The 15450-nt window shown below is 71.0% G+C and carries 12 protein-coding genes and 1 riboswitch; of the genes, 8 read left to right on the top strand and 4 right to left on the bottom strand.

The window, feature by feature from the left end; genetic code table 11:
• Nucleotides 1-49: 49 nt before the first annotated feature.
• Nucleotides 50-2698, bottom strand: a complete 2649-nt coding sequence (locus BLU27_RS14275) for a phosphoenolpyruvate carboxylase (protein ID WP_092654069.1) — start codon at nucleotides 2696-2698, stop codon at nucleotides 50-52.
• 352 nt (nucleotides 2699-3050) lie between these two features.
• Here BLU27_RS14275 and BLU27_RS14270 point away from each other — a divergent pair, with 352 nt between their 5' ends.
• From BLU27_RS14270 to BLU27_RS14260, 3 genes are all read left to right on the top strand, one after another.
• A complete protein-coding gene (locus tag BLU27_RS14270; RefSeq protein WP_241827966.1) occupies nucleotides 3051-4697 on the top strand; it encodes an acyl-CoA carboxylase subunit beta in 1647 nt (548 codons plus the stop codon).
• Between the two features lie 88 nt (nucleotides 4698-4785).
• Nucleotides 4786-5079: an acyl-CoA carboxylase subunit epsilon gene (locus BLU27_RS30885; protein ID WP_092657686.1), complete on the top strand. Its 294-nt coding sequence runs from the start codon at nucleotides 4786-4788 to the stop codon at nucleotides 5077-5079.
• Between the two features lie 127 nt (nucleotides 5080-5206).
• A complete protein-coding gene (locus BLU27_RS14260; RefSeq protein ID WP_092654067.1) occupies nucleotides 5207-6889 on the top strand; it encodes a DUF885 domain-containing protein in 1683 nt (560 codons plus the stop codon).
• Nucleotides 6890-6910: 21 nt separating this feature from the next.
• Here BLU27_RS14260 and BLU27_RS14255 read toward each other — a convergent pair whose 3' ends face one another.
• Nucleotides 6911-7366, bottom strand: coding sequence for a hypothetical protein (locus BLU27_RS14255; RefSeq protein WP_092654065.1), 456 nt, complete (start codon nucleotides 7364-7366; stop codon nucleotides 6911-6913).
• A 217-nt stretch (nucleotides 7367-7583) separates the two neighbouring features.
• On the opposite strand from BLU27_RS14255, the gene BLU27_RS29060 reads away from it, so the two are divergent.
• Genes BLU27_RS29060 through BLU27_RS14240 form a run of 3 tightly spaced genes read left to right on the top strand, consistent with a single transcriptional unit; the run spans nucleotide 7584 to nucleotide 9046 of the window.
• Complete coding sequence (locus BLU27_RS29060; protein WP_157728527.1) at nucleotides 7584-7898, top strand: hypothetical protein; 315 nt, start codon at nucleotides 7584-7586, stop codon at nucleotides 7896-7898.
• Nucleotides 7899-7908: 10 nt separating this feature from the next.
• A complete protein-coding gene (locus tag BLU27_RS14245) occupies nucleotides 7909-8691 on the top strand; it encodes a hypothetical protein (RefSeq protein ID WP_092654061.1) in 783 nt (260 codons plus the stop codon).
• On the top strand, nucleotides 8675-9046 hold the full coding sequence (locus BLU27_RS14240; protein WP_092654059.1) for a hypothetical protein: 372 nt from the start codon (nucleotides 8675-8677) through the stop codon (nucleotides 9044-9046). The genes BLU27_RS14245 and BLU27_RS14240 overlap by 17 nt, the downstream gene beginning before the upstream one ends.
• A 20-nt stretch (nucleotides 9047-9066) precedes the next feature.
• On the opposite strand, the gene dgoD is transcribed toward BLU27_RS14240, so the two are convergent.
• Complete coding sequence (gene dgoD / locus BLU27_RS14235) at nucleotides 9067-10212, bottom strand: galactonate dehydratase (protein WP_092654057.1); 1146 nt, start codon at nucleotides 10210-10212, stop codon at nucleotides 9067-9069.
• A 184-nt stretch (nucleotides 10213-10396) separates the two neighbouring features.
• Nucleotides 10397-10628, top strand: a riboswitch (cobalamin riboswitch).
• A gap of 123 nt (nucleotides 10629-10751) precedes the next feature.
• On the opposite strand from dgoD, the gene metE reads away from it, so the two are divergent.
• Both metE and BLU27_RS14225 read left to right on the top strand, forming a co-directional pair.
• Entirely contained in the window at nucleotides 10752-13025 is a 2274-nt protein-coding gene (gene metE / locus BLU27_RS14230) for a 5-methyltetrahydropteroyltriglutamate--homocysteine S-methyltransferase (RefSeq protein WP_092654055.1), read from the top strand.
• A gap of 97 nt (nucleotides 13026-13122) precedes the next feature.
• Nucleotides 13123-14010 (top strand): helix-turn-helix transcriptional regulator, encoded by an 888-nt coding sequence (locus tag BLU27_RS14225; protein ID WP_092654053.1) that lies wholly within the window; start codon nucleotides 13123-13125, stop codon nucleotides 14008-14010.
• A gap of 25 nt (nucleotides 14011-14035) precedes the next feature.
• Here the strand turns inward: BLU27_RS14225 and BLU27_RS14220 are convergent, their stop codons facing one another.
• Nucleotides 14036-15373: an ADP-ribosylglycohydrolase family protein gene (locus tag BLU27_RS14220; RefSeq protein WP_197681834.1), complete on the bottom strand. Its 1338-nt coding sequence runs from the start codon at nucleotides 15371-15373 to the stop codon at nucleotides 14036-14038.
• Nucleotides 15374-15450 lie beyond the last annotated feature (77 nt).

Raw genomic sequence — 15450 nt, 5'->3', positions numbered from 1 at the left:
GAAACCTGGCACGCTTGCTGCGTACCTGATCAGTGACCCTGTCGGTGACTCAGCCGGTGTTCTGGAGGCCGGCCGCCACGCCGTTCACCGTCAGCAGCACCAATCGGCGCAGCCGCTCGGTCTCGCCCTCCGAAAGCTTCTGCGTACGCAGGGCCCGGAACGCCCGTAACTGCAGGTAGGACAACGCGTCCACGTAGGGGTTGCGCAGCTCCACCGCGCGGCCGAGCACCCGGCGGTTCTCCAGCAGGCGTTCGTGTCCGGCGACCTTCAGCACCCACTCGGTCGTACGGGCGTGTTCGGCCAGCACCTGCTCGGCGAGGTCGGGCCGGTCACCGAGTTCGAGGTAGCCGCGGGCGATCCGGGCGTCGGTCTTGGCCAGCGACATCTCGACGTTGTCCAGCGTCACCGTGAACAACGGCCACTGGGCGTACGCCTCCCGCAGCGCGTCCAGGTCACCGACGGCCTCCAGCCCGGCTCCGACGCCGTACCACCCGGTGAGGTTGACCCGCGCCTGCGTCCACGCGAACACCCACGGGATCGCCCGCAGGTCCTCGAGCGAGGACAGCGCGAGCCCTCGGCGGGCGGGCCGGGAACCGATCGGGAGCTGGCCGAGCTCCTCCACCGGCGTGACCCGGGCGAACCACTCGGCGAACCCGTCGCTGCGGACGAGCCGGTGATAGGTGGCGCGGGCCGCGTCGTCCATCGTCGCGGCCAGGCCGGCGAACTTCTCCGCGGCGTTGGCGGTGCGCTTCTCCACCGCGGGGGTGGAGGCGAGCAGCGTGGCCGCCGCGACCTGCTCGATGTGCCGGCGGGCGATGATCGGGTCGCCGTACCGGGCAAAGATGACCTCGCCCTGCTCGGTGAGCTTGAACCGGCCGCTGACCGAGCCCGGCGCCTGCGCCAGCACGGCACGGTTGGCCGGTCCGCCGCCGCGCCCGAGCGCGCCGCCCCGGCCGTGGAAGAGGGTGAGCCTGATCGAGTTGCGTTCGGCCCAGGCGGCGAGCGCGGCCTGCGCCTCGTACAACGCGAGCGTCGCCGACAGCGGGCCGGCGTCCTTGGCGGAGTCGGAGTAGCCGAGCATCACCTCGAAGCGGCGGTCGGTCTCGGCCAGCCGGCGCTGGATCGGCTCCAGCTCCAGCGCCTGGTCGAGGATGCCGATCGAGGCACGCAGGTCGTCCTCGGTCTCGAAGAGGGGTACGACGTCGAGGGCGAGCGGCCGCCCGTCCAGCGCGTACCGCGCGAGCTCCGGCACCGCGGCGAGGTCGTCGACGGACTGGGTGAACGACACGACGTAGCGCCGGCACGCGTCCGGGCCGAACCGCTGCTGGATCTGCGCCATCACCCGGAAGACCGCGAGCACCTCCTCGGTCTCCGGCGACAGGTCACCACCGGCGCGAAGCTCGGCGAGGGCGCGTGCGTGCACCTTGGAGTGCTGGCGTACCTCCAGCTCGGCCAGGTGGAAACCGAACGTCTCCACCTGCCAGATCAGATGCTGGAGTTCGCCGTAGGCCTGCCGCGGCGCACCGGCCGCGTGGAGGGAGGACTGGACGGTACGCAGCTCCCGCAACAGCTCACCGGCGTTCGCGTAGGCGAAGTCCGCGTCGCGCTGCCGGGTCGCGGCGAGCTTGCGCGCGGCCAGCAGCAGCACCTGCCGGTGCGGCTCGCCCGGCGAGCGGGTGGCGACGTCCTCGGCCAGGTCGGGGTAGGCCGCGCGGGCGTCGGCGAGGATGCGGCGCACCCCCGGGGCCGGCGGCGTGGTCTCGGCGTCGGCGGTCAGCGCGCGGCCGAGCCGCTCGCAGACGCGTTCCAGCGCGCGGAGCACGTGGTCGGCCTGGATGGCCATCGCCTTCTGGGTGAACGCCGCGGTGACGAACGGGTTGCCGTCCCGGTCACCGCCGATCCACGAACCCAGCCGGACGAACGCCGGCACCCGCGGCGGCTGCGTACCCGCCTTGCTGCCCGCGATCTGGTCGTCGAGCTGGCGGTACACCTGCGGGAGCACCTGGAACAGCGTGTCGTCGAACACCGTCATCGCCGTCCGCACCTCGTCCAGCGGGCCGGGCTTGGTCACCCGGATCTGGGAGGTGCGCCAGAGGACGTCGATCTCCTCCAGCAGGCGGCGTTCGTTCTCGGCCAGCTCGCCCGCGCCGAGCCTGGAGTCGTCGCGCTGGGCCAGCAGCGTGGAGATCCGGCGGATCGCCGAGGCCACCGCGCGGCGGCGCGCCTCGGTCGGGTGCGCGGTGAGCACCGGGCGGAACTCCAGCCCGGACAGCAGGCCCAGCGCCTCCTCCTCGCCGTACTGCGCCGTGACCTCGGCCACGGCGGCGGCGAGGGAGTCGCGGACCGGAGCATCGCCGGTGTCGTACTCACGCAGCGCGCGGACCCGCTGGAACTCCTCGGCGAGGTTGGTGAGGTGGAAGTAGCAGGTGAACGCCCGGGCGACGTTGTCGGCCCGCTCGATGTCCCAGGAGGAGACCAGCTCCTCGCAGGCGGCCGCGGCCTGGTCGGCGCGCTCGTGGTCGTCGTCGTGGGCGGCGATGGTCAGCTCGCGGAGCTTCTCCACGTCGTCCAGGAGCTCCTGGCCGCCGTACTCCTTGAGTACGGTGCCGAGCAGTTCCCCCAGCAGTCGGACGTCGGCACGCAGCGGAGCCGGCATCTCGAAACGAGCATGGACACGGGAAGGCTGGGACGTGGGCATATTGGCAAGCGTAGTCCGCCCAGGTGCGAGCCCCTCGGCGCCGGTAGGACCGCGGCGCGACGCAACGGACGACGCTGGTGACAGCGCTGGTGAGGGGCTGGTGAAGGGGCTGGTGAAGGGCTGGGATGGGCCGGCGGGCGGTGGGTTTGGGCCTGCCGGCCGGTTGTCGTTCCGCATCCGGACGGTATCCGAGGGTAGGTGCACGCCTGGCCGGGTCTGTCCGGAAAGCGGGTCCGCCCGGAGGCATCCGCCGGTATGTGCGGGGCCTCGTCGCGAGCCGGAGCACCGGCCGGACGGGTACGGCGGAGTAGAGTCTCGGCCGCACCGAAAGAGCTGGGGTTGGGGAGGATCGATGGCAGCCGGGCAACCGGACAGCGCCCGCGAGCAGGGCGCCGGGGACAGCGGCCCGGAAGAGGCCGACCGGGACGGTGCGATCGACATCCACTCGACCGCGGGCAAGCTCGCCGACCTCGAACGCCGGCTCGAGCAGGCAGTGCACGCGGGCTCGGCGCGGGCGATCGAACGCCAGCACGCGCGCGGCAAGCTCACCGCCCGGGAGCGGATCGAGCTGCTGCTCGACGAGGGCTCCTTCGTCGAGCTCGACGAGTTCGCCCGGCACCGGTCCACCAACTTCGGCCTCGACCGCAACCGTCCCTACGGCGACGGCGTGGTGAGCGGGTTCGGCACCATCGCCGGGCGCCAGGTGTGCGTGTTCAGTCAGGACTTCACCGTCTTCGGCGGCAGCCTCGGCGAGGTGTACGGCGAGAAGATCGTCAAGGTGATGGACCTCGCCCTGAAGACCGGTTGCCCGATCATCGGGATCAACGAGGGCAGCGGGGCCCGCATCCAGGAGGGCGTGGCCTCCCTCGGGCTGTACGGCGAGATCTTCCGCCGCAACACTCTCGCGTCCGGGGTGATCCCGCAGATCTCCATGATCATGGGCACCTGCGCCGGCGGGCACGTCTACTCCCCCGCGCTCACCGACGTGACGGTGATGGTCGACCAGACCTCGCACATGTTCATCACCGGGCCCGGCGTGATCAAGACCGTCACGGGTGAGGACGTGTCGTTCGAGGACCTCGGCGGTGCGCTCGCCCACAACACCAGGAGCGGCAACGCCCACTACCTCGCCACGGACGAACGCGATGCTGCCGACTGGGTCAAGGCGCTGTTGTCGTACCTCCCGCAGAACAACCTCGAGGAGCCGCCGGTCTACGACGAGGAGCAGACCCTCGAGGTGACCGCCGCCGACCGCGAGCTGGACACGCTGATCCCCGACTCGGCCAACCAGCCCTACGACATGCACGCGGTGATCGAGCACGTCCTCGACGACGGTGAGTTCCTGGAGCTGCACCCGATGTTCGCGCCCAACATCGTCTGCGGCTTCGGCCGGGTCGACGGGCGCAGCGTCGGCGTGGTGGGCAACCAGCCGTTGCAGTTCGCGGGGTGCCTGGACATCGACGCGTCGGAGAAGGCGGCGCGGTTCGTGCGCACCTGCGACTCTTTCAACATCCCGATCCTCACCTTCGTCGACGTACCCGGCTTCCTGCCCGGCACCGACCAGGAGTGGAACGGCATCATCCGCCGGGGCGCGAAGCTCATCTACGCCTACGCCGAGGCGACCGTGCCGCTGGTCACCGTCATCACCCGCAAGGCCTACGGCGGCGCGTACGACGTGATGGGGTCCAAGCACCTCGGCGCGGACGTCAACCTCGCCTGGCCGACGGCGCAGATCGCGGTGATGGGTGCGCAGGGGGCGGTGGAGATCCTCTACCGCAAGGAGCTCGCCAAGGCCGAGGATCCCGACGCCGCGCGGGCGAAGTTCGTGCAGGAGTACGAGGACACCCTCGCCAATCCCTACATCGCGGCCGAGCGTGGTTACGTCGATGCGGTGATCAACCCGCACGAGACCAGAACGGAGATCATCCGCGCGCTGCGCCTGCTGCGGAACAAGCGGGAGACGATGCCGCCGCGCAAGCACGGCAACATCCCGTTGTGAAGGCGCCGTTGACATCCGGCCGACATCCCGAGCGGTGCCCGGAAACACGTCCCGGCGAACCCACGAGCAGGTGGAGGAGGACCACGCGATGACTGGTGAATCGAGCGGTACGCCGGACCCCGCGGCGGCTTCGGTGGACTCCTCGGGCCTGCCGGAGCCGGTGCTTCGGGTGGTGAAGGGCAACCCCACGCCGGCGGAGTTCGCCGCCCTGGTGGCGGTGGTGACCGCCAAGCAGCGGGCAGCGGCCGCGGCGGCCGCCGACGACCACCGGCGGGGACGGCGAGCCGCGAAGTCCGGCTGGGCGGCGTACTGGCGCCGGACCTCCCAGCAGCCGCTGCGGCCCGGCCCGGGCGCCTGGCGCGCCAGCGCCCTGCCCCGCTAGCGGAGGTTCGCGCCTTCCGCCTTGCGGCGTTGCCGCCTTGCCGCCGAATCCGGACCCGGTCGGGCAGCAGCGGACCGGCGCCAATATCGGCGGCGTGGTCGGCACGTGTCCCCTAGGCTCTCGCCTCATGGGGCGCACTGACGAGATCGCTGACAGGTACGTCGACGACTACGCCGCCGCCGACCCGGTGGGCGCGACGTTCGCCGGCATCGCGGGGTACGACGACCGGCTCACCGACTACTCCCCCGACGGTTTCGACCGGCGGGCCGACCTGGCCCGCACGGCCGTCCGCGAACTCCAGGAGACCGAGCCCAAGGACGCGCGGGAGACGGTCGCCCGTGCGGCCATGCTCGAGCGCCTCGGCCTCGAACTCGAACGCCACGACGCCGGCGTCACCACCAGCGACCTCAACGTCGTGGCCAGTCCGCTGCAGGACGTCCGCGGCGCCTTCGACCTGATGCCCACTGACAGCGAGGCGGCGTGGGCCACGGTGGCGGCCCGGCTCGCGCGGGTTCCCGACGCGCTCGGCGGCTTCCGGCGCACGCTCGCCGAGGCCGCCGCCGACGGCCGGGTCGCGGCCCGCCGCCAGATCGAGGCCTGTGCCGACCAGTGCGGGTCCTGGCTGCCGCCCGAGGACGACTTCTTCGGCTCGCTGGTCGCACAAGCCGACGTTGACAGCGGCGGCGGCGCCGCCGGATCCGCTCTGCGGGCCGAACTCACGCGTGGAGCGGAGTCGGCCCGGCAGGCGGTGGCCGACTTCGAACGCTTCCTGCGGACCGAGCTGGCACCGAAGGGCCGTACGACCGACGGCGTCGGAGAGGCGCAGTACACCCTTGCTTCGCGCTACTTTCTCGGCGCCGCCGTCGACCTCGCCGAGACCTACGCGTGGGGCTGGGAGGAGCTGACCCGGATCGAGACGGACATGCGTGGCGTCGCCGACCGGATCGTTCCCGGCGGGACCGTCGCGGACGCGGTGACCGCGCTGGACGCGGACCCCGCGCGCCGGATCGCGGACAAGGACGCCTTCCGCGACTGGATGCAGGAGCTCGCCGACCACACCGTCAGCGAGCTCGCCGGCGTCCACTTCGACATCCCGGACGAGATCCGCCGGATCGAGTGCCGGATCGCGCCCACCAGCGACGGCAGCATCTACTACACCGCGCCCAGCGAGGACCTCGCCCGCCCGGGCCGGATGTGGTGGTCGGTGCCGAAGGGCGTGACGTCGTTCGCCACCTGGAAGGAGGTGACCACCGTCTTCCACGAGGGCGTACCCGGCCACCACCTGCAGGTCGCGCAGACCGTCGTACGCAAGGACCTCCTCAACCGCTGGCAGCGCCTGCTGTGCTGGGTCTCCGGGCACGGCGAGGGCTGGGCGTTGTACGCCGAACGCCTGATGGACGAGCTCGGTTACCTCGACGAACCCGGCGCGAAGCTCGGCATGCTGGACGCTCAGGCGTTCCGGGCGGCGCGAGTCGTTGTCGACCTCGGCCTGCACCTCGGCTACCCGATCCCGCCGAACGCGTTCGGCTGGCGGGTCGGCGAGAGCTGGACTCCCGAGGTGGCGCTGGAGTTCATGCTGGCCCACACCCGGATCGACGAGGACTTCCTTCGCTTCGAGGTCAACCGCTACCTCGGCTGGCCGGGCCAGGCGCCGTCGTACAAGGTGGGCGAACGGATCTGGCTCGCCGCCCGCGAGGACGCCAAAGCGCGCAAGGGTTCGGCGTTCGACCTGAAGGAGTTCCACCGCGCGGCGCTCGACCTCGGCTCGCTCGGTCTGGACCCGCTGCGGGAGGCCCTCGCCCGCCTGTGACCTCGCGGCGAGGACGCACCCCTACCAACCGGCGTCGTTCCTCACCGCCGACACCAGAACGCCGAACTCGAGAACCACAGCCAGTACGGCGAACAACGGATACCAACGGTACCTCCACTGCGCGGCGAACCAGCCCTTCCAGGCGAAGTAGCAGGCGACGCATCCCAACACGAGCATGACGGCGACGCCCCAGTCACCTTGGTCCAGACCACGCCGCACCCTGAACCACACGGCGATCACCGCTGTCAGGAACGCGAACACGGCTGGATACATCACCAGGAAGCGAAGATCGTCCACCAGCCGGTATCCGAGCCCCCGGCGGAACTCCGCTCGACGTGGAGACCGAACCACGCCGTTCGCCCGCTCGACCCGTTCGAGTTCCTCGATACTCCTTCGCATACGGCCATACCGATAGAACTTCGCCGTCGTCAACAGGAACTTGTCAAGCATCCGGTCGATGGTTCGAAGGACGGCCACGGTCTGACTGTCCTCCTCGCGATCGTTACTTCGGGGTCCGGAGCCTATCGGACGGACAGGTTCACCCTGCCCGGCTCATCCACAGCGTGACCCGACAGGTGTCCACAGGCAGTCGTTCGGCGTGGTTGTCCACAGGGCTCAAAGCGGAGGACATGCCGAAGATCACCTCGAACCTATGCTTCCTGACGTCCGATCCGCCGAGCGAAAGTGCGGTGTCATGAGCCTCGCCGTTGTTCCTGATGACCTCGATGAATTCGCCCGCCTGCTTCGGAGGGCAGGTGAGGACGCGGAGGCGATCCATGCGCACGCCAGGCGGTATGGCGCCATTCCGCCGGCGTCCAGAGGGTGGATAGCACTGGTAAGAGACTGTCACCACGAGTTCTACCGCCCTCTGTGCGCCCAACTCGGTGAAATTGCCCGCCTCTTCGAAAACGCGGAGAAGCAGGTGAGGCTCGCGGCGTCACGCTATCGATCGACCGACCTCGAAGCGGCGCAGCGACTCGACGGCGCGCTGTCTCCCACCCGACGTTGAGACCGTCGTCATGAACGCGGGCAACACAACTGCGGGCAGCGAGTTCACCGACGTCGTGGACCCACAGGAAAGCCTGGTCCACCCGAGCGGCATCACCGGCTATCCCGAGACTCTCCTCGACGCGATCGACGAGGTGATGGCCCTGACAAGCCCATCTGCCTGGATCCTCGAACTCGTCTACGGAACCCTCGGGACGGATCCCTTCCAGGAGGTGGCAGCGCGGCTGGCCGGAGACTGGAAGTCCTTCGCCGACTGTGTCGACCTGTGGCGCATGCTCGGTGACGCCTACCGAGCCGTCGCCACCAACCTGCGCCGCGGAAACTCTCTCCTCGACGCGACCTGGGACGGCAATGCGGGCGATGCCGCGTTCGTCTACTTCCGTGAACTCATCACTTACCTGGACTCACTTGATCGTGCACTCAAGGCCGGCTCCGAAGAGTACGAGCGTCTCGCTCTGCTGGTGTGGTACGGCTCCAAAGGACTCGGGGAACTGCTCCAGACACTCATCGACTTCGCGCTCTGCGCAGCTATTGCTCTCGCCGCCGGAGCCGCCACAGGCGCCGGCCCGGTCGTGGCTGCGGCAGTTGCCGCGGCGGCGCTCACCAAGGTCGGACAGGTGTGGATTCTCGTCACGAAGATGTTGACCAGGATAGAGGTCGGCATCTTCGGGATCTGCGGAAGCCTCGCCCAGCTCTGCTGTGCCATCAGGCAACTTCCGCGGCCGCCTGCCGAGCCCGCCCTGTCCACCGCGCCGCCGGCTGGTGACTGGAGTGCGCATGCTCACGGGTTCTGACGCCGGATCGCGCGGATGGCCGGAGGCGGGCTGCGAGAAGGAGTTCGACGAGCTCCGGCAGCTCGCCGACGACCCGGGTCGCGTGCTTCTGCTGCGGCGTTCGCTCGACGTTCTCGCCGCTGATCGGAGCCGGCCCGTGCTGCGCGACTTCGCCGAGGACGTGCGCCACGGCCGGATGGGGTTGGCCGAGGCCGCGTTCTCCTCCGCCTACACGGAGGAGTTCACGACCCACGTACGCGGCTTCCTCGACTGGTACGCACGGCTCTCTGACGACGAGCGGGCCGCGCAGGCCGCAGCGGGCAAGGCCTACCTGGACGCGCTCCTCGAGGACGACGGCCTCGAGGAGGCCTCATGACGTTCGGTCCGGTGACCGGCTCACCACTCGGCCAGCGAGCCGTCGTCGCGCCGGAACGTCGGAGTACGCCACCGGTGGCCCACCTCGGCTGCCCGCGCGACCTCCTTCTCGTCCACCTCGATACCGAGCCCCGGGCCGGTGGGCCGGGTGACGTAGCCGTCGGCGAACCCGAAGACCGACGTGTCCACGAGGTAGTCGAGGAGGTCCGAGCCCTCGTTGTAGTGGATACCGAGGCTCTGCTCCTGGATCAGCGCGTTGGGGCTGGCGAAGTCGACCTGGAGCGAGGCGGCCAGTGCGATCGGCCCGAGCGGACAGTGCGGCGCGAGCGCGACGTCGTACACCTCCGCCTGTGCGGCGATCCGGCGAACCTCGGAGATGCCGCCCGCGTGGGAGAGGTCCGGTTGCGCGATCGCGATGCCGGCGGACAGGACGTCCTTGAAGTCCCAGCGGGAGTACAACCGCTCCCCGGTGGCGATCGGGATCGACGTGGACGAACAGATCTGTCCGATCTGGTCGGTCAGCTCCGGGACGAGCGGCTCCTCCACGAAGAACGGCAGGTAGGGCTCGAGGAGCGGCAGGGTCCGCCGGGCCATCGCCACCGTGAATCGACCGTGGAAGTCGATGGCGATGTCGAAGTCGGGCCCGCAGGCCTCCCGGATCGCCGCCACCCGGTCGACCAGGGCGAGGCACTGCGCGGCGGTGTCCACCCGGCGCAGCTCCCCGCCGCCGTTCATCTTGATCGCGGTGAAGCCCTGGTCCTGCATGTTCTTCGCGGCGTCGGCAACGACGTCCGGCCGGTCACCGCCGATCCAGCCGTAGACCCGCATCCGGTCGCGGACGTGACCGCCGAGCAGTTGGTAGACCGGCACACCGTGCACCTTGCCGGCGATGTCCCACAGTGCCTGGTCGATCCCGGCGACCGCACTGGAGAGCACCGGGCCGCCGCGGTAGAAGTTGCCCTTGCTGAGCACCTGCCAGTGCTCCTCGATGCGCAGCGGGTCCTGGCCGACGAGATAGTCGGCCGCCTCGTCCACCGCCGCCGCGACGGTGTGCGCACGCCCCTCGACGATCGGCTCGCCCCAGCCCGTCACGCCCTCGTCGGTGTCGATTCGCAGGAAGCACCACCGGGGCGCCACGAGATAGGTCGTCAGGCCGGTGATCTTCACCCGCGGACTCCTTCCACACGTTCGCCGGCGCTACGGACCACGGCCCGGACAGGGACCCGCTTCGTCGTCGCGCACATCCGCGACGACGCTACCGGAGACCCGCCCGCCGCGGACCTTGCCCGGCCCACCGCGACCGGACCCGGCCCACCGGCGGGGTGCGCGGCACCCGGGGCCGAAGGAGGCTAAGGTCGGCGGTGCGGTTGGTTCACCGGTTCGCTCGCTCGGGCCGGTGAGGCAAGAGGGAACCCGGTGTGAGTCCGGGACTGCCCCGCAGCGGTGAGTGGGAACGACCGCCGTGAAATCGCACTGGGCGGCATCATCAGCCACCTGGGAAGCGACGGCCAGTAGGAAACACCGGTGACGAACTACCGGTGACGCCCACGAGTCCGAAGACCTGCCATCCGTGCGTGGGCCGCCCGGCCCGCGGTGGTCCGTGGCCTCGTGGGAAGGCGTTCGGGCGACCGGCGCATGCCGCCGTCGTTCGACCTGGTCCTCCCTCGTCCGCCCCGGGCCGTCCGAGTTCCCGAGGGAAGGACTCCATGGAAACCGTGCGTACGACCGTCCTCGGCTACCCCCGCATCGGGGCGCGCCGTGAGCTCAAGCGGGCCACCGAGGACTACTGGGCCGGCCGGACCGACGCCGCGGCGTTGCACCAGGCCGCCGCCGCGCTGCGCCGCGATACGTGGGAAACCCTGCGCGACGCCGGGGTCGATCTCATACCGTCGCACACGTTCTCGTTCTACGACCACGTGCTCGACCACGCCGAGTTGTTCGGCGCCGTCCCGCACCGGTTCGCCGGGCTTGACGGGCTCGACCGGTACTTCGCCATGGCCCGCGGCACCGAGGGCGTGGCACCGCTGGAGATGACGAAGTGGTTCGACACCAACTACCACTACCTCGTCCCCGAACTCGGGCCGGACACCACGTTCCGCACCGCCGGCGCACGGTCCCGGCCGGTCACGGAGTACCACGAGGCGGCCGCGCTCGGGATCACCACCCGGCCGGTCCTGCTCGGTCCGCTGAGCTTCCTTCTCCTGTCGAAACCCGCGGTCGACGCGCCGAAGGAATTCCGCCCGCTCGACCTGCTCGACCCGCTGCTGGACGCCTACGTCGGACTGCTGGACGGCCTGGCCGACGCGGGCGTGGAGTGGGTGCAGGTGGACGAGCCCGTCCTCGCCGCCGACCGCAACTCCGCCGAACTGGCTGCACTGAGGACGGCGTACGAGCGCCTGGGATCCCTTGCTCACCGGCCGAAGCTGATGGTGGCGACGTACTTCGGCCCGATCGGCCCGGCCCTGCCCGTCCTGGCAGGCACCGAGGTGGACGGGCTCGCGCTCGACCTCGTGGCCGGAGCCGCCGACTTCGACCGGATCGCCGCCGCCGGGCTCGGTGACCGCACCGTGGTGGCCGGTCTCGTCGACGGCCGCAACGTCTGGCGTACCGACCTGTCCCGGGCCATGTCGGTCGCGGCCTCCCTGCTCGGCTCCGTCGGGGACCTGGTGGTCGGCACCTCCTGCTCGCTGCTGCACGTTCCGCTCGACCTCACCCTGGAACCCGACCTGCCGGGCGGACTGCGTGGCCGGCTCGCCTTCGCCCGGCAGAAGGTCGACGAGGTGGTCCTGCTGGGCCGTGCCCTACGCGAGGGTCACCAGGCGGTCGAACGCGAACTCGCCGCCGCCTCGGCCAACGACGGCACCGCCGCGGACACGGTGGACGGCCGGGTCCGGGCCCGGCTGGCCAGCCTGGGTACGGGCACGGCCCGGCGTGACTACGCCGAACGCGCCCGCCTGCAAGCCGCGACCGGCGCGCTGCCTCCGTTGCCGACGACGACGATCGGCTCGTTCCCGCAGACAGCGCGGATCCGACGGGCGCGGGCCGACCTGCGCGCCGGCCGGATCGACCAGGCCACCTACGACACCCGGATGCGGAGTGAGATCGACGAGATCGTCGCGTTGCAGGAGGACATCGGACTGGACGTGCTCGTGCACGGCGAGCCCGAGCGCAACGACATGGTTCAGTACTTCGCCGAGCGGCTGTCCGGGTTCGCCGGCACGTCACACGGCTGGGTGCAATCCTACGGCACCCGCTACGTCCGGCCCCCGATCCTGTACGCCGACGTGGCCCGGCCGCGGCCGATGACGGTGGAGTGGACGACGTACGCCCAGTCCCGGACCGGCAGGCCTGTCAAGGGGATGTTGACGGGGCCGGTCACCATGCTGGCCTGGTCCTTCGTTCGCGACGACCAGCCGCCGGCCGAGACCGCCCGGCAGGTGGCGCTCGCGCTGCGCGACGAGATCCGCGACCTGGAGGCGGCCGGCATCCGCTACATCCAGGTCGACGAACCCGCCCTGCGTGAGCTGCTCCCGCTGCGGGCGGCGGACCAGCCGGCCTACGTCGACTGGGCGGTCGGCGCGTTCCGGCTGGCCACCTCCGGGGTCGCCGATCGAACGCAGATCCACTCCCACATGTGCTACTCGGAGTTCGGCGAGATCGTCGACACCATCGACGCCCTGGACGCGGACGTCACCAGCGTGGAGGCGGCGCGGTCGCGGATGGAGCTCGTCACCGACCTGGCCAAGGCCGGCTACCGGCGTGGCATCGGCCCGGGGGTGTACGACATCCACAGCCCGCGGGTGCCCACCGTGGCCGAGATCGAGGAGGCACTCCGGCTGGCCCTGGAGGCGGTGCCGGCCGACCGGCTGTGGGTCAACCCCGACTGCGGTCTGAAGACCCGCACCTACGCCGAGGTCGAGCCTGCCCTCCGGCACCTGGTCGAGGCCACCCGCCGGGTCCGAGCCACCCTGCCCACCTGAGGAGAGGCCCGAGTTCCGGTCGGTCGTGCCGGCGCCGCTCACCCGGCGCCGGCACGGGCCGAGCCCTCCCACCGGGTGACGGCCTACCCTGCTGCACGTGGCGCAGCACGCCTCGCAACCCACCCTGGTCCTGCGGACCGGCCCGGAGATCGCCGAGTACCCGCCGAGGACGACGTTCGGTCCCCGGACCCTCGTCGACTTCGAGTTCGTCTGGCTGCTGCGTGGCAGCGCCCACTGGCAGTGCGGCGATCTCCGGCTCGACCTGCATCCGGGCACCCTGCTGCTCGCCCGGCCGGGCATGCGGGACCACTTCCGCTGGGACGCAGAACGCCCCTCCGCCCACGCGTACGCACACTTCGGCCTCGCCGACGCGGGCAGGCTGGGCGACCCCGACCACTGGCCCCTCACAAGGTCGCTGTCACCGGCGGACCCGATGGCGGCGCTGTGTGCGTACGCGCTGTGGCTCGCGGGCGGCACCCCGAACCCCGATCTCACCCGGACCGCGGAGGTTCTGGGCTGGCTGCTGGACCTGTTCGTGCGCGGGCCGGTCCCCGACGACGTGTCAGCCGACGCCGGGCTGTCGCCGCATCTGCGCCGGCTGGCCGACTCGGTGGCCGGCGCCTGGCGAAACGACGGCACCCGGCCGCTCTCCCTCGGCGAGCTGGCCGCGGCAGCCGGCGTGTCACCCGGCCACCTGAGCCGGCTCTTCCGCGCGGAGTACTCCGTGGGCCCGGTCGCCGCGATGGAACTCGTCCGCCTCGCCCGGGCCGCCACTCTCCTCCAGCGCAGCAACCTCACCGTAGCGGCGGTCGCGAACGCGTGCGGCTTCAGCAGTCCCTTCCACTTCTCCCGGCGCTTCCGCGCGGTCTACGGCGTACCTCCTCGCACGTACCGGACGGCCCACGCCACCGACGACCCGCACGAACCACTCGTCCGCGCCGGCCTGCTCCGGCTGGCCCGCTCACTCCTCGCAGACCACACCTGACCCGCCCGCAACCACCCGAGGTGGCTCAGACCGGAACGGGATGACGGACCGCGTAGGTGCGGGCCAGGGTGAACGTGCGCTCGGCGACGTCGCGGATGCTGCTCCGGTCGAAGCCGTACAGCGCGCTGCGCAGCACGTCGCCGAAGGGCGAGGTCCAGTGCCGCGGGATCCCGCCCCGGCCGGCGAACGCACCGGCGGCCGACCCGACCGTCGCGCCGTTGGAGTCGGTGTCCAGGCCGGCCTGGACGGCCAGCCCGATCGCCGTGCCGTAGTCGTCGGCGTAGAGCAGGGCGAGCGCACAGGCCGCGGCGTTGTTGATGGTGTGGATCCAGTGGTAGTGGCCGTACCGCTCCCGCAGGCCCGCGACGGCGTCGCGCCAGTCGGCGTGCTTGTCGCGTGCGTCCACCGCCCACCGCAGCGCCTCGGCCAGGCGGGAACGCCCGGGCACGTGCCGGATCGACTCCTCCACCACCTCGCGCAGGGACCCCGCGGTGAACGCCGCGGCCACCAGGGCCGCCGCCCACATCTCGCCGTAGATGCCGTTCGCCACGTGCGACAGTGCGGCGTCGGAGAACGCGAGAACCGCCGCGTCCCGAGGCCTGCCCGCACAGACGTACCCGAACACGTCACCGCGGATCTGCGCGCCGATCCACTCGCGGAAGGGGTTGTCCACCACGGCCGACCGGCCGGGGTCGACACCGCAGACCAGGTTGCGGTAGGTGACGCGTTCGGCGGTGTAGGTGAGGTGGTACGGCAATCGCTGCAGCCACTCCTCCGCGACGTCGGTGGTGGTGAAGCCGAACCCCTTGCTCTCCAGCAGGTGCAGGCCGAGCAGGGTGTAGTCGAGGTCGTCGTCGCGCGGGGCGTAGCGGATCCGGCCCTTGGTGGCCTCCACCCACGACGGATGCAGCACGTAGCCGTCCGGCATCGGCTGGAGCCGGCTCACGTAGTCGCGGACCGGATAGTTGCCGGTGGCCTCGAGGTACGAACGCAGCCGCTCCGGCGTCCAGAACGCGCCGTCCTCGACCGGCTTGCCCAGGCAGTTGCCGGCACACCGGCCCAGCCACGCGGCCTGGATCCGGTCCCGGAGCTCGGCCGCCCCGATCGGCCGGCCCCGTGCGGTGGTGGTGGACGGAAGCTCGGCGAGAATCTCGGGGAGAGTGGACGGCTCGACATAGGGCCAGTCCGGCCTTCTGGGCACAGCGGCCAGCTGGTCGAGCAGCAGCCGGGCGCGGTCGGGTGCCACCTCACGCGCCGGTCCGGACAGTTGTGCGGTCACCGCCGACACGTCGTAACCGGACTCGCTGCGCTGGGCGAGCTCGTACTCGAGAAAAGTCGGCGGGCTGGAGTACTCGATTGCCACTGGCTCTCCTCACAGGTCCCTTACGGCTCCCCGGGATGCGGATGCGGGCCCGTCGCGCATCGGCGAGCTCGTTCGGG

The sequence above is a fragment of the Actinopolymorpha singaporensis genome, from assembly GCF_900104745.1.
GTDB lineage: Bacteria > Actinomycetota > Actinomycetes > Propionibacteriales > Actinopolymorphaceae > Actinopolymorpha > Actinopolymorpha singaporensis.
This window is presented reverse-complemented; position numbering and strand designations above follow the sequence as displayed.

What these genes read in the sequence shown, in the direction of transcription:
- BLU27_RS14275 (WP_092654069.1), bottom strand. Translation starts at nt 2,698, where the DNA reads ATGCCCACGTCCCAGCCTTCCCGTGTCCATGCTCGTTTCGAGATGCCG.
- BLU27_RS14270 (WP_241827966.1), top strand. Translation starts at nt 3,051, where the DNA reads ATGGCAGCCGGGCAACCGGACAGCGCCCGCGAGCAGGGCGCCGGGGAC.
- BLU27_RS30885 (WP_092657686.1), top strand. Translation starts at nt 4,786, where the DNA reads ATGACTGGTGAATCGAGCGGTACGCCGGACCCCGCGGCGGCTTCGGTG.
- BLU27_RS14260 (WP_092654067.1), top strand. Translation starts at nt 5,207, where the DNA reads ATGGGGCGCACTGACGAGATCGCTGACAGGTACGTCGACGACTACGCC.
- BLU27_RS29060 (WP_157728527.1), top strand. Translation starts at nt 7,584, where the DNA reads ATGAGCCTCGCCGTTGTTCCTGATGACCTCGATGAATTCGCCCGCCTG.
- BLU27_RS14245 (WP_092654061.1), top strand. Translation starts at nt 7,909, where the DNA reads ATGAACGCGGGCAACACAACTGCGGGCAGCGAGTTCACCGACGTCGTG.
- BLU27_RS14240 (WP_092654059.1), top strand. Translation starts at nt 8,675, where the DNA reads ATGCTCACGGGTTCTGACGCCGGATCGCGCGGATGGCCGGAGGCGGGC.
- metE (WP_092654055.1), top strand. Translation starts at nt 10,752, where the DNA reads ATGGAAACCGTGCGTACGACCGTCCTCGGCTACCCCCGCATCGGGGCG.